The sequence below is a fragment of the Nonomuraea turkmeniaca genome (assembly GCF_005889735.1).
In the GTDB taxonomy this organism is placed as follows: domain Bacteria; phylum Actinomycetota; class Actinomycetes; order Streptosporangiales; family Streptosporangiaceae; genus Nonomuraea; species Nonomuraea turkmeniaca.
Genome location: NZ_VCKY01000029.1, coordinates 26,847 through 40,277, shown reverse-complemented (window position 1 = coordinate 40,277; position 13,431 = coordinate 26,847). Strand labels below are relative to the sequence as shown.

The following is a 13,431-nucleotide window of genomic DNA, read 5'->3' as shown; positions in this document are numbered from 1 at the left end:
ATCCGTCCACTTCCTCCTCGTCTCCTGGAGCCACTGCGTGACCACCGACCATCATGATCTGACCAAGCTTTTCGCTGCCGGCTCGTGCGCCGATCGGCCTGTGGCGAGTCCGTATCAGGCGCTCCGAGCGATGACCGTCGGTGGCGACGTCCGGTTGAAAGCACTGTGGGCGTTCGTCACCCTGGGCATCCCTCTGATTCTCAAGGACGGCCCCCGGGCCAGCGACGACGTAGCAGCCGTTTGCGAAGCCGACCGGTCGAAGATGCGCAGGTTCCTGTACGCGATGCATGCCTACGGCCTCGTGGACAGGGACGCCGCAGGACGCTACGGATTGACCGCGATGGGCCAGGTGCTGCTGCCTGGGGAAGGCTCGATGTGGGCGGAAGTCGGTGTGACGATGGCGCCGCTGTGGCAGGAGGCTGGCGAGCGGCTGCCCGAGACAATCTGCATCGGACACCCTGCGATCTTGAGGGACCACGTCGCCCCGCACGCGCTCCTGACCCGCGATCGGCAGTTGGCGACGCTGTTCGACATGTTCATGAACGGCCAGAGCCGCGCCGTTGCTGACGCCTTGGCCGACCGCGACTACAGCAGCGTGCGCACTCTGGCCGTGGCCGGCGGCGGGGCCAGGAACGTACTCGATACGATTCTGCGCGCTCATCCGCACCTCAAGGGGATCCTGGTCGAACGGTCCCGCGTCGCCGAGCAAGCCGAACACCATCACGCTGAACAAGAGGTGGCCGACCCCGTACAGGTCGCCTACGCCGACATGTTCAGCGACCTCTGCCCGCCCGCTGATGTGATCATCCTCCCGTTGGTCTTACATAACCATGACGACACCGACAGCCGTCTGCTCCTGGCTCACGTTGGGGACGCTCTGAGGAAAGCAGGGCCGCTGGCTCGCTTGTGGTGCATCGAGACGCTGCTGCCCAAGCCTGGCGTCTGCACCAGCGCCATCGACCTCGACGTCCGCATGATGACCTTGTTCGCCGATGGACAAGAAAGAACCCTGGAGCAGTACCAGGAGCTGATGCGGTTGGCGGGGCTCGACATCATCGCCACCGAGGCTCTGCCTGCCGATCAAACGCTCATGATCGCCCAGCCTGCGGCATGACCCCTCAACTGTCCAGCGCGCCCGCTGGTGCACTGGACAGTTCAGCAATCGCGGGCAGCGATTGTCTTGATGGGCGCCACCGCCCCGTCATCGCGAACGGCGTCTCCATTCCACCCGCTGCCACGTTTCATGCCCGGCCGCCCTCCACTGCTGCGCGATCACGTCTGGGCACTTGCCGGACGACCTTCACGTGCTGCATCCCTTCGACGCAGAAAGCATGAAACCCCGTACATGAGCGACCAGCGGAGTTACGAACTATGGCCGCATCAGCACCAGGCGGTCGAGGCGACAATCGCCGCGCTCGGCAACGCCGAGCGCGCAACCACGGTCATGGCCTGCGGAACTGGAAAAACCCGCATAGGCGCGGCCACCAGCAGCAGGCTTCTGCATCGCGCCGGCAGTGGCCGGGTCTTGATCGTGGCGCCATTCCTGGAGTTGCTCACCCAGACCATTCGCGAGTGGCGGGCGCTGCTCGGCGACCAGGCGCTGGGCAGGGTGATCGCCGTCTGCTCGGATCAGAAGGTCCTGGATGAGTACGAGGGCGAACTCCACGAGCACCAGGCCGCGGTCACGTCCGACGCCGGTCAACTCGCCAGCATCGCCGCCGGGCCGGGCAGGGTGACCGTGGCCAGCACCTACCACAGCCTGCCAGTGATCGCCGCCGCGCACGAGCACGGCCTGCCGATGTGGGACCTGATCATCATCGACGAGGCGCACCGCAGTGTCGGCCACGTCAGCAAGGCGTGGACGACCGTTCACAGCAACGCGCATCTGCCGGCCGATCGGCGTCTGTACCTGACCGCCACCCCGAAGGTGATCCTGAGCGGCGGCGATGACGTCGCCAGCATGGACGATACGAAGGTCTTCGGCGAGATCGCGCATCGGCTCAGCTTCTCCGCAGCCCGGGACCAGGGCCTGCTGGCCCGGTACCAAACCGTGGTGCCCATGGTGACCAACGAACACCTCCGCGCCGCAGCCCGTTCCCCACAGCCTGCGGAGTTCTACCAAAGCGGCCGCTCGGCGCTTTCAGCCGCCATGCTCGCCACCCAGATTGCCGTGCTTCGCGCCGCCCAGCAGTACGGCATCCACCGCATGATCACCTTCCACAACCGCGTACGCAACGCCGAATGGTTCGCTGCGACCCTGCGTCACGCCGCCACCCTGCTCGAACCTGGCGAACGGCCGACGAGCCTGTGGACGGGGCACGTCCACGGCGGCCAGCCGCTCGCTCAGCGCCGCGCGATCCTCGACCGTCTGCGCTCCGATGACGACGGCCTGGTCGTCATCGGCAACGCTCGCGTGCTCGGCGAAGGCATCGACGTGCCCGCCGTCGACGCGGTGGCGTTCATCGACAGCCGCACCTCACCCATCGACACCATCCAGGCCATCGGCCGGGCCCTGCGCCGCGGTGACCAGCCCGGCCCCAAGACGGCCTCCGTCATCGTTCCGGTCATCCTCGGCCCGGGCGAAGACCCGGAAACCGCCCTCAGTAGCTCGGCGTACGCGCCGGTGTGGCAGGTCGTCCGCGCGCTGGCCGCGCACGACGACAGCCTCGCCGCCCACCTCGGCGCGCTGCGTCGGCAGCTCGGCACCGATCCGGGTTTCGCCGACATCGCGGAACTACCCGATTGGATTCGCATCGCCGGCGTGCCCGTCCCGTCTGGTTTCGCCAGCGCGATCGCCGTTCAGACGGTCCGCGCCAGCACTCACTCGTGGGAGGAGCTCTACGGCGCCGCCGAAGCGTACCGCGCCCAGTTCGGCGATCTGCTCGTGCCGGAGGACTGGACGGCGCCCTCGGGTCTGCTGCTGGGCGGCTGGCTGCATCACCTGCGCACCTACAAGAAGGACGGCAGCCTTTCAGCTCAGTGGGTCGCCCGCATGGACGCCCTCGACATGGTGTGGGACCTTCGCGACCATAACCGGCAGCGCATCATCTCCGAGTGCCGCATCTACAGGAAAGCGCACGGCGACCTGCTCGTCGCCAGGAGCTACGTCACCGGCGACGATCCTCCGTACCCGCTCGGCTCTGTCATCAGCGGCATCCGAACTCGTTACCAAGCAGGAACTCTCGATTCCGACTTCGCCAGCCAGCTCACCGCCATGGGCATGGTCTGGCACGTCCTGGACGCGGAGCGTACGCAATTCCTCGCCGACCTCGACGCCTACCGCAAGACGCATGGCGACCTCGACATCCCTCAGGACTATGTCACCCCCGGACCTGACCCTCGCAAGCTGGGCCGGAAGGTCGCCGGCGTGCGACGGCGCTGGCGGGCAGGCACCCTGACCGAGGAAGAGATCAAGGAACTCGAGAAACGCGGCTTCATCTGGGACGCTCTGGAGTACCGCTTCAACCGCTATCTGGCCGCGCTGTACGTCTACAAGCGCGCGCACAACGGCAACGTCGACGTGCCGCAGAAGTACGTCACTCCGCCTCCCGATGAGCTCACCCTCGGCAGATGGCTGTCGCAGGAGAAGGTTCGCTATCGGCGAGGCGAGATGCTGGCCCACCGCGCCAAGGCGTTACGCGCCGCCGGCGTCCGGCTACCTCCTCGACAGGCTTGATGACGCCAGGCTGCGGGCCTGTCCGGCCAGTTGCTTCGGCGAGCAATTGGCGGGCGCGTGCAGCGCCCCGTACAGGGTCGCCGCACGCGGCTACAGCGTGGGCACGGTCAGCGCGCCGACGTTGCTGCTCTGCCCGGTCACGCGCCACCGCCTGGGCACGCGCTTGCGACGGCCAGGGCGCGACCGGCTCCCCATCCGCGTTAACCCAGTGGGCCAGCCGGGACCGCAGCCAGGCCGGCAGCCATCGCGGCCTGTCGGTGTACGGGTGCTGCGTCCCGTCGACGCGGTGATTGATGGCGTACCGAACGTCGCTGACGGTGGCACCGGAGATGAACGCGGCCCGCAGCAGGCTGCGCAGGTGTCGGGCGGTCAGCTGGGCGAGCAACGGATCGTCGGCCCGCAGCCGCTCGCACGCGGCGAGCATGTCGGCCTTGGTGTGCGGCGTAACGACGGCCGGCCACGCCGACACCGGTGACGCGGCAACAGGCCGCTCGCGCGCGCCCGCGCTACGGGGAGTCTCATCTCCTACATCAGCAGGTGTGGGTGAGGGGGTCCAAGTTTGATCCACAGGCAGCACTTCAACAGGCCACGGCACCTCCGCATCGATGTCGTCGGCGTCGGCGGGGACGAGAGCGGGGGAGTGGTCGAGGTCGTCGGCCATCTCCTGCAGGAGGTCCTCAGGCACGGTGAGGATGTACTGGGCAGCCAGGTTGCCGAGGCCGTCGTCGTCGAGGCCCTGGCGGGTGCCACGTCGGTAGCGGGGCGTCGACCCGGCGACGGCCCGCACGAGCAGGCCGCGGGCGATCAGCCAGGAGATGCGGTCGGCAAGCACAGCCCGGGACACGCACCCATCCGCGGCCATGATCGCCCACGTAGCACCCTTGGCGGGCACGGTCAGCATGGTGCGGGTGGTGCGGGTGGCGAGCTGCCACACGACAGCGTCAAGGCCTCGCCGCCAGTCGCCGCGGCGAACGCCGGCGTCCGGGTGTGCGGCGACGACGCGCAGCCACAGGGCGCGCGACGCCGCCCGAGCCAACCCCTCGGGAAGGGGCACGTCGGCCGCCGCAGCGGCCGACGGCATGCGGGCATGACGGACGTGGCCCGCGGCAGTGGTGGAAGCGGGTTCGGGCATGGGTAGCCGACCCGAGGACTCGTGCATTATCCTGGCCTTCGATCGTCGATCGGGCACGGCAGAGCCCCCAGCGGGGGCAACCGCCGGGCCGGGTTGAGAGGGAAGGTCTCCGCGCTGGGTTGTCAGGCCACGTTTGCGCGGGGGCCTTCTGCATTTGTGGCCGCCGCTCGCGCGTCAGCGGCCACGTTCATGCCGTTGTCGTAAGGCGCCCCCTTTCTTTCTTCTTCTTTCGTCGCCCATGGCAAAGCGGCCCAGATGACGCAAACCGGTCATAATTAACTGTGCTGCACTGAACCTTACGAGATAGCGGGAGAACGATCAACGCTCGTTCCCTCGCCCCGTCATAGCGACCGCCGTCTGCGTGGTCCGCGCGGCCGAGTGGTGCGCGTTGCGCGCAATGTGTACACAATGCACACCACGGGGCCGACCGCGTGGCGCCGTCAGCTGGCCAGCGCCGGAAACAACTCCAGCTGCTCCATCGGTGCCGCCCGCCGACCGGGGATCGTCTCGGGCCACGCTCGGCCGTCTCGCAGCGGCCGCGGCATCACCCGCTCCGGCCTTTCAGTTGCTCCCACGTCGTCGTACGCCCCCTCCTGGCCGTAATCCGCTGGCGCCGACGGCCACGGCGCGTCCTGCCCGTACGTCGCGTCCACCGGCCGCGCGGTCCGCGACGACGGCTGCTCCCACGAGTCGATCAGTTCATGCCAGATGCGGCGATGCTCCCGGTACAGCCGTCGTCGGTCGGCCAGTTCGGCGTCCGCGCCGAGCTCGACCGCCACGTCCTTCAGGGGGCGGCCGCCACGGACCCAGCCCCCGCTCTCCCGTACGGCCAGCCCGTAACTGGCCAGCAGCCGCAGCGCCTCGACCGTGGCCGACCGCGACAGCAGCGCGGCCCGGGCCACCTCGCTCGAGCCCGTCTCCCACGACGACAGCGTTTCGAACACCAGAGCGGCCACCGCGCCGAGCTCGTGAAAGGCCGGGTGAAGGATGTCAATGTGGCCGCCTCGCCAGCGGATCCAGCGGGCCTGCGACCGGTACACAGCCGGCACGACGAGCCGATACCGGTCGGCTTCCTTGCCCCGCCCCGCCTCCTCCAGGACAATCAGCGGATCGTCCTCCTGGCGAAGGAACCTCAGATGCCGGGCGATCGTCGTGTAGTCCAGGCCGACGAGTTCCGACAGCGACCGGACGCCGAAGGCCGGCGTCGCCGAGCCGCTCATGCGGGCCGCGACGATCATTCCGCGCAGCAGCAGCCGGATCGCCGGCGCGGCCCGTCCCCACCGGGCGACGCGCTCGGGGTCCCGCTCGGCAACCCACACGCAGGTCCGCCACCGCAGGATCTCCTGCCAGCAGTCGAGCACCCGCTCGTCAGCCTCTTCAGGGGTGGGGGTTGCCAGCCCCCACACGTTCACGTTGTGCTGCCCGGCGACAGTGATGAACGAATCTACTTTGTACAGGAGCCCGCTTCGGTCCGCCCCAGTTGAACATCCGACGTTCTCCGGCAGCGACGCGGAGGCGAGGGTTTTGGGGAGGGGGGTTGTGGAAGGGTTGATCGGGCTTGTGTTGCAGCTGCGGGCATGTCGATGCATGGCCGTGTCGACGACGGCTTTCCACCAGTCCCAGCGCAGCCGGCGCGCGCGGTGAGACACGAGCCGAGACTCCAGCAGCCGCTCGACACCGGCCCACTCGCCGGAGCGCATGCGAGCGACGACGTCGCCGTGGCGGAGCCCGGCAGCGGCCATCGAGTTCAGCAGCCCCAGACGCGCCTCGGACGCCGAGCGGACACCGAGACGTTCCCAGTCGCCGTGGCGGGCCAGCGCCTCCATGCCAGGGGAGAGAGGGCGGGGGCCGCCGTGGCGGGGCAGCCACGGGTGACCGTCGTCGTCGAGCGGCACGTCGACGTCCTGGTCGCATCGCGGACAGGTGCGCCCCGAAGCGCCGGGCATGCTCGCCGTCACTGCGGCGTCGTTCCCGGCGGACTGACTGGCGGGGGAGCCGTCGAGCGCGGCCAGCTCCGCGGTGAGCTCCTGATGCAGCCGTGCCCACACGCTGTGCCCACAAGGTCGGCGCAGGATCTGCTCTGCCTCCTCGACCGGAACAGTCAGCAGCATGTAGCCGGTGATTTCGCCGGCGACCGTCTTATGCAGCGCGCCGGGCGGCCGGATCTGCCCGGACCGGCACATCGGCTTGATGTCCAGAGTGGTGAAGCGAACCGCGAGCGCCCGCGTCAGGCGGGCCAGCTCGCGCCGCGGCATCAGCCGCTGCCAGCGCACCCACACGTGGCGGCCGCCGCTGGGAGAGCGGACGGTGACGGCTCGGCCGCCACACCGCTCTACGAGCTCGACGAGCTGGGCCGCTTCCCATGCCACCAGCGCGACCGCGTCCTCGTGGGAAAGGCCTTGACCAAGCGCTGCGGAGACGTCGAAGTCGGCCGCAAGCACGCGGCCCTCGCTCTCATCGGTGTACAGCGCGATCGTGGACGGCGCGGACGGCTGCCGCGGCCGGTGCGCGGACAGCGGACGCGAATGCTTACCGTCAGGGAAGGATTTACCTCCGTCAGGCGACAACCGAATCCGCAGCCGCTGAGCGACCAAGGGCACGATTCGCGCGTACGTTTCGACCGCGAGATCGCGGTCCGTCGCAGCTCCGACCAGGGCATCGTGCCCGTTCTGAGGAGTACGGGCCGCCTGGCCGGGTATGAAGTTGTCCGAACTGGCGCAGCCGGAATTGCCCAAATGCGACACGCCGATCGCGGGCACAGGTGGCGGCGCCAGGGGGCCATCGTCTATCGTGGCTCCTAGCTTCGGGACACCGGCACGACGAAGGCGCCAGGGTCACGGGCCTGTGAACGAGCAAAGCGCTCGTGAAACGGGTTTCCGGGACCGGAAACGCTCAGCCGGGCCGGAGTTCCTTTCGGGTCCTAGAGCCGCAACCGCCAAGTAGTTGCTCTAGGGCCCGCATCATTTTCTGCGGGTTTCCACCGCTGCCCTTACATGAGGGCGCTCCTTCCGATCTTCGCCAGCAGATGGCTCACGCGGCGACCGCGTTCTCGGCCAGGCTCTGCCGCGGGCTGTCCTCGGCCAGCGGAAGCGTCTCCTGCGTTGAGGCAGGCGGCGGCGCCGTCAGGTCGTAACCCTCGAACCGGGCGGCCATGCGCACCAGGTACTCGTTCATCGACATTCCATGCGCCTTGGCGCGGTCTTCGACGAGATCGCGCAGGTCGTCCGGCAGGCGCAGGGGAAAAGACCTCTTCCCCAGGGGCACACCCAGCTTGGGCTCGGGTCCACGTCTGCTTCCGCTCATGGTCGCCAGTTATATCGAATCCCTGAATCACTAATCCAGCATTCCGGCGGCGCGCCGCGGAACATTCTCGAAGCGTTACCGAATCCTCCTGCGTCACATCCGTTTCTACCGGGGCGCCTCCCGCTTCCACCGCTGGGAAAGGTCCAGGTCACGCCAGCAACAGGGCATGATCATATGGCCGCGGACCTCCTTCTCCGCTGAACCGCGCCCGCTGTGAGTCGGCTTCGGCAGGCAACCCATACCTAGTGGGGACCTCTCCTCTGCCGACGACGGGCCCGCTCGTATCCTGGACGCGATGACCACCTCCAGCACCTCTCGGCCCCGGTCGTGACGCCCGATGGCCAGGCCGCGTCCTTCACCGCGGCGGCTGCTTTTCACGCTCTCCAGCTCGCATGCGAGCAGACAGGGCTGGCCTGGTCGGGCGCGACGCTCCTCGGTCCCGTTGGCGACAACGGCGTCTTCAGGCTGCCGCTCGAACATGTCGTCGCCAGGGTGGCGTGGGGAATGCCAGCGCTGGCCACGGTCGAACGAGAGCTTCGCGTTGCCGGGTGGCTCGCCGAGCAGAACCTGCCGGCGGTCCGGCCGGCGGCCGCGGTCGCGGACCAGCCGGTGCTGGCGGACGACCGGCCGGTCACGTTCTGGGAGGAGATCCCCGACCCGCAGCAGGGACGACCGGCCGACATCGGCGCGCTGCTGCGGCACCTGCACGCCCTTCCTGCCCCGCCTGACGGCATGCTGCCCATGTTCGACCCGTTCTACCGCCAGGCCGCCCACATTCACGACGCCGCCGGCCTTCACGAACGCGACCGGCGCTTCCTGCTGGACCTCCTGGAGGAGCTGCAGGCCGCCTACAACGCCCTGCCGTTCGCCCACGAGCCGCGCGCCATCCACGGCGACCCGCACAGGAAGAACCTCGTCCGCACCGCCGACAGCCGTACCGTCATGCTCGACCTCGAACGGTTCGCCATCGGCCCCATCGAATGGGACCTGGTCGTCGTGGCGAACTACCACGTCGTCGGCTGGTACACCGCCGCCGAGTACGCCGCCTTCGTCGAGGCGTACGGCGCCGACATCACACGGTGGGCAGGCTTCGACGCGCTGGCGAAAGTGCGGCAGCTCAGGATGACGACATGGCTGGCGAGCCGCACCAGCCGTGAGCCCCGCCTGATACCTGAGGCTCACCTCCGCATCTCCACCTTGCGCGACGGGAGCGCCGCCAGGGCGTGGACGCCGGGAACATGACCCGCGCATGTCAACTGGCGCACCGTCGCAGAAGGTCGTGCCACTGTTCGCGAAACTCGCCCACGGCCGCCGCCTTCTTCTCGTACGGCGTCAGGCGGCGGTTGAACCGGGTGACGTACTGGCGGACTCGCGCTGACCTGATGTGGCCGGCGCGTTCGAGCGCGGCACCGGCGACCAGGCATGCCTGTTCCACGTCTCGTTCAAGCGGCTTGCCGTCCAGGTGAGCGCCGGCGAGCGTCAGTTGCGCGAACACCCGGGAGCGGGGGAAGCGGTCGCTGGATTCGCGCAACGTCAGCTGGGCGAACTCGATGGCGTCGCCCTTGTCGCCAAGGGCCGCGAAGGAGTGCCCGAACTCGTCGCACAGTTCGGCCCTGTCGAAGTAGGCGATCCAGTCAGGCTCGGTCTCGGGCCTGCCCTTGCCGTGGGAGCGTTCGGCTTCGCGTAACGCGGCGATGGCGTTGCGCCGGTCGCCGAGGCTGGCCAGCGCGCGCGCTTCCATCGCGCAGTACATGGCGTGCACGGTCGGCGTCGCCGCGCTCTGTGCGCCGAGCTTGGCCGCACGGGCGAACGCGACGGCGTCCCCGTACTCGCCCAGGAAGTTGGCCTGGTGGCTCAGCAACGCCCACACTTTGCCGGCCAGAGGGCGGTCTCCGGCGACGTGCGCCAGGTTCAGCGCCTGCATGAAGTAGCGGCGCGCCAAGCCGTGCAGGCCCGAGTCGTAGGCCATGGCGCCGACCTTGTACGTCATCACGGCGGCGGCAGCGAACAGCTCCCGGCCCACCGCGGCGACGTACTGGCTGTGCAGCAGCTCGCTGACTTCGCCATGGAGGTACTGCACGGCCGTCTGGCGGCGGTACTCGCCTCCGAAGCGATGGTCGAGATCCTCGAACAGGTGCGTGGTCAGCCGCACCCGTTCCACGTCCGCCTCGGTGACCTTCCGGGCACGTCCGCTGCGCCGCGGCGGCTGGGGAGGTACCGCGATCAGCCACAGGCCCATCGGAGACAGGAGCGTTTTCGCCGGCACGTCGTCCAGACGCAGCAGAGGCTCTCGTCCCAGATCCGCTTCCCACAGCCTCCGGGTCGTGCGCAAGATCGTCTGCGGGGCCGGGGCGAAGTCCAGCCCGAACCCGGGAGCAAGATCCGCCGCAGTGGCGGTCATGCCGATGTCGTCCAGCGTGACAACCCGCCCAAGTTCGCGGCCCAGCACGGACGCGATGAGGTGCGGTGTCTGCCCCCGGGGATGCATGCCCTCCAGCCACCGGGCGACATACACGTGCGTGTACGAGCCGGGCAGGCCGTGGGACAACGCAAGCTCACGCAACTTTCCCGCGAGCTTTTTATTGGACATGCCCGCTTCGGCCATAAGGTCGGCCAATGCCCTGTTCGCGATCGCGCTCATGCCGTCCCTCCGCGACGTACCCCCGGCTGCATTCCTTTACAGAGCGTAAGGGCGCGAAGTGGGGCTTTAAAAGGACGCACCGAAAACAAATTTGAACGAAGTGAACCCCTTTTGAACCCCCCAGAGCGAAGTGAACCCGTTTTGAACACTGTCGTGGCGGTGATCTCCGAGCTTAGGTAGAGGGCATGGACAGCCGGTTGCCGAAAGGCACAGCGCGGCCAATAGCGCGAACACCGCTAATGACCGCGCTCCTTTACGCCTCATGGGGATGGCCGATCGCGGCCGGCACCCACGTCACCGCGAGCGGATGCTCATGCGGAGACGCACTGTGCGGCGCACCGGGCCGCCACCCGCAGCGGCAGCAGAGGCCCAGCACCGACCCGTTGGTGCTGCGCACCAGATGGGTCCTTCAGCCTCACGCCAGTGTGCTCGCGCAGATCGGCGTCGCCTTCGACACCATGCACCTGTCCGAGTCCGACGGCCGGCGCCTCCTGCGCGCATGGGATCAGGCAGAGCTGCCGCCCGGAGCACCGATGCTGCTCGTCGGCAACGACCTGCTCGTCCTTACACGACCGGAGCAGCCGGACAGCCAGGCCGACACATGGCTCCCGCTGCCGACACCCTCCGTCCCATCATCGGGGCCGCCGAACACCAGCTGGGTCGTGCCCGCCACCCCGGTCAACGTGGCAACCCTGCCCTCGGCGCAAGAAGTGCGCCGCCTCCTCGCCAGCAGCATGCCGTCCCCTGGGGAACAGCAGGGCCAGCTTGCGCCCGTACGGCCGCCCCTCCGCACACGCCCGACAGCATGCCACGCCGCCGGCAGCGGCTTAGGCACGCCCGGATCGAATCGGGAGATTCGATGAACAACCGCACACTCCGCACCGTGGCCCGCCTGCTGAGCCGCGCACACCGGGCCCCGCATGGCCCTCCGCACGTCCAACGGGCGCACGCCAGGCTGAACGGTGACCTGGCCACCAGCGCGGCCGTCGCCGCAGGGCCGGCCGTCAACGGCCTCCTCTTCTCGCACGGCTCCGCGGCCGACCTGGTGGTATGCGGCGGCGCCAGCCTGCACATGGCCGGGACGACGGTGATCGCACCCGCCGGCTACGGCGGCTTCGCATCCGCCACCTGCGAACGGGTCCTCTTCCGATCACCTCCTCCGATCGTGTGCCGGCTGCTGCCTCGGATGCTGTGGGCCGTTCGCCTCCTTCAGTTCACCGTCACGCTCCTGTGCACACCGGCGCCTCGCCTCGTCGCGCCCGCCCAGCCATCCGCCTGCGGCTTCACCGGCAACAACTCCGGTCGCCCATCTCCCACGGCGCTGGGGTCCTGATGACGGCAAGCACCATGTGGGCCTGTCCGCCCGCTCTCCCAGACGTGGACCCCACCAGGCCGAACTCCGCCCGCGTCTACGACTGCCTCCTCGGAGGAAAGGATCACTTCGCCGTCGACGCCGAAGCCGCAGCGGTGATGGAGAAGGCAGCGCCCGGAACGCGCGCGGCCGCCGTCGCCAGCCGGAAGTTCCTCATCCGGGCACTCACGTGGGCAGCCGGACGCGGCCACACCCAGTTCCTCGAACTCGGCACCGGCATCCCCACCCAGACGAACGTGCACCAAGTCGCTCAAGCGGTACATCCCGGCGCACGGGTGGTGTACGTCGATCACGACGACGTGGTCCTCGTCCACGCGCGCGCCCTGCTCGCCCGCGTCCAGGCCAACGTCGGCGTCGTCCAGGGCGATGTGAGAGATCTTCAACCCGTCCTCGCGGACGCGGCCCAATGGCTCGACTTCAGAACGCCCGTCGTCGTGAGCCTCGTCGGGATCTTGCACTGGGTCGCCGACGAGGACGACCCGGCCGGCATCATCGCCAGCCTTCAACGGCACCTGGCGCCCGGCAGCATGCTCATCACGTCGCACGCCTGCTCAGACGCTCTGGACGCTGCCGCCACCGAAACCCTGACTGCGACGTTCGCGAACTCGCGCACCCCTCTCGCCTTGCGCAGCCGCGAACAGATCGCCGCTCTGCTGAGCGGACTCGCCCTGCACCCCCATCATGCACGCGCCGAGGTCGGTGAACTCGTCGAAGTGTCGGCGTGGCGGCCCCCGCTTGGCCGCACCCCCAAGCCGGAGGGCACAGCAAGCATCCTGGGCGCGGTCGCCGACCTCCACCCTGCCGGCCCGCGGCACGTAGCGAAGGCTTCTCCATGAACGCGACGAAGCATCGCGCTCTGATCGTGTCCAGCGTGCCGGGGCACCGCGCGACGCTCCCACAGGCGTACGCGCCGGGTGCACATCGGCTCCCGTCCCGGCCGCCGCCGCGCGCCCCAAGGCACGGTGCCTGCCCTGGGGCCGGGACGGCACACGTTCTCGCCCTGACCGGGCGGCGACCTTGATCCGACGCCATTCTCGCCCCCTCCGCGCGGGAATCCGCAGCTTGGCCCCGCAACGCCCGTGCGACCTCAGGCGTGGACCACGCGGCAACACGCTGGCAACGGCCGCGCCACGCCCTCCTGGTGGCCCGTGTTACCCCGCCCGGGGCCACCTGCGGTGCAGGCCAGGTTAATCCCACCGCACCCTGGCCTGCACCGCCTTTCACCTGAGCCGACCACCCGCCTCCTCTCGCCAGAGACAACGCCGCTGGCAGGAGGAGGCGGGGCCCATCCCCTTCACCGCCGATGT

At 69.0% G+C, this 13,431-nt stretch carries 10 protein-coding genes; 6 read left to right on the top strand and 4 right to left on the bottom strand.

All coding sequences use genetic code 11. The features are described 5' to 3' along the window. The first annotated feature begins 37 nt into the window (after nucleotides 1-37). On the top strand, nucleotides 38-1,114 hold the full coding sequence (locus ETD86_RS11480; RefSeq protein ID WP_138666120.1) for a methyltransferase: 1,077 nt from the start codon (nucleotides 38-40) through the stop codon (nucleotides 1,112-1,114). A 231-nt stretch (nucleotides 1,115-1,345) separates the two neighbouring features. Then, nucleotides 1,346-3,676, top strand: coding sequence for a DEAD/DEAH box helicase (locus tag ETD86_RS11475; protein WP_170223019.1), 2,331 nt, complete (start codon nucleotides 1,346-1,348; stop codon nucleotides 3,674-3,676). Here the strand turns inward: ETD86_RS11475 and ETD86_RS11470 are convergent. The 3 genes from ETD86_RS11470 to ETD86_RS11460 form a co-directional block, all read right to left on the bottom strand. Beyond that, the gene (locus ETD86_RS11470) at nucleotides 3,558-4,757 is read right to left on the bottom strand and encodes a hypothetical protein (protein WP_138666118.1); all 1,200 of its coding nucleotides are present in this window, start codon (nucleotides 4,755-4,757) and stop codon (nucleotides 3,558-3,560) included. The two genes, ETD86_RS11475 and ETD86_RS11470, sit on opposite strands and share 119 nt — an antisense overlap. Nucleotides 4,758-5,248: 491 nt before the next feature. Then, nucleotides 5,249-7,408: a hypothetical protein gene (locus ETD86_RS11465; RefSeq protein WP_138666117.1), complete on the bottom strand. Its 2,160-nt coding sequence runs from the start codon at nucleotides 7,406-7,408 to the stop codon at nucleotides 5,249-5,251. Between the two features lie 430 nt (nucleotides 7,409-7,838). Further along, entirely contained in the window at nucleotides 7,839-8,111 is a 273-nt protein-coding gene (locus ETD86_RS11460) for an Arc family DNA-binding protein (protein ID WP_138666116.1), read from the bottom strand. A gap of 327 nt (nucleotides 8,112-8,438) precedes the next feature. Here ETD86_RS11460 and ETD86_RS11455 point away from each other — a divergent pair, with 327 nt between their 5' ends. After that, entirely contained in the window at nucleotides 8,439-9,353 is a 915-nt protein-coding gene (locus ETD86_RS11455; protein ID WP_138666115.1) for a phosphotransferase family protein, read from the top strand. Between the two features lie 10 nt (nucleotides 9,354-9,363). Here ETD86_RS11455 and ETD86_RS11450 read toward each other — a convergent pair whose 3' ends face one another. Continuing rightward, the gene (locus ETD86_RS11450; RefSeq protein ID WP_138666114.1) at nucleotides 9,364-10,752 is read right to left on the bottom strand and encodes an NsdA family TPR-like regulatory protein; all 1,389 of its coding nucleotides are present in this window, start codon (nucleotides 10,750-10,752) and stop codon (nucleotides 9,364-9,366) included. Nucleotides 10,753-11,177: 425 nt separating this feature from the next. On the opposite strand from ETD86_RS11450, the gene ETD86_RS11445 reads away from it, so the two are divergent. The 3 genes from ETD86_RS11445 to ETD86_RS11440 are packed head-to-tail and all read left to right on the top strand — an operon-like array spanning nucleotide 11,178 to nucleotide 12,960. Beyond that, nucleotides 11,178-11,615: a hypothetical protein gene (locus tag ETD86_RS11445; protein ID WP_138666113.1), complete on the top strand. Its 438-nt coding sequence runs from the start codon at nucleotides 11,178-11,180 to the stop codon at nucleotides 11,613-11,615. Next, nucleotides 11,612-12,085 (top strand): hypothetical protein, encoded by a 474-nt coding sequence (locus ETD86_RS55005; protein WP_170223018.1) that lies wholly within the window; start codon nucleotides 11,612-11,614, stop codon nucleotides 12,083-12,085. The genes ETD86_RS11445 and ETD86_RS55005 overlap by 4 nt, the downstream gene beginning before the upstream one ends. 44 nt (nucleotides 12,086-12,129) lie before the next feature. Further along, the gene (locus tag ETD86_RS11440; RefSeq protein ID WP_170223017.1) at nucleotides 12,130-12,960 is read left to right on the top strand and encodes an SAM-dependent methyltransferase; all 831 of its coding nucleotides are present in this window, start codon (nucleotides 12,130-12,132) and stop codon (nucleotides 12,958-12,960) included. Nucleotides 12,961-13,431 lie beyond the last annotated feature (471 nt).

Excerpts from the sequence above, each read along its gene's own strand:
- ETD86_RS11475 (WP_170223019.1), top strand. The coding sequence starts at position 1,346 with ATGAGCGACCAGCGGAGTTACGAACTATGGCCGCATCAGCACCAGGCG.
- ETD86_RS11460 (WP_138666116.1), bottom strand. The coding sequence starts at position 8,111 with ATGAGCGGAAGCAGACGTGGACCCGAGCCCAAGCTGGGTGTGCCCCTG.
- ETD86_RS11470 (WP_138666118.1), bottom strand. The coding sequence starts at position 4,757 with ATGCCGTCGGCCGCTGCGGCGGCCGACGTGCCCCTTCCCGAGGGGTTG.
- ETD86_RS55005 (WP_170223018.1), top strand. The coding sequence starts at position 11,612 with ATGAACAACCGCACACTCCGCACCGTGGCCCGCCTGCTGAGCCGCGCA.
- ETD86_RS11450 (WP_138666114.1), bottom strand. The coding sequence starts at position 10,752 with ATGAGCGCGATCGCGAACAGGGCATTGGCCGACCTTATGGCCGAAGCG.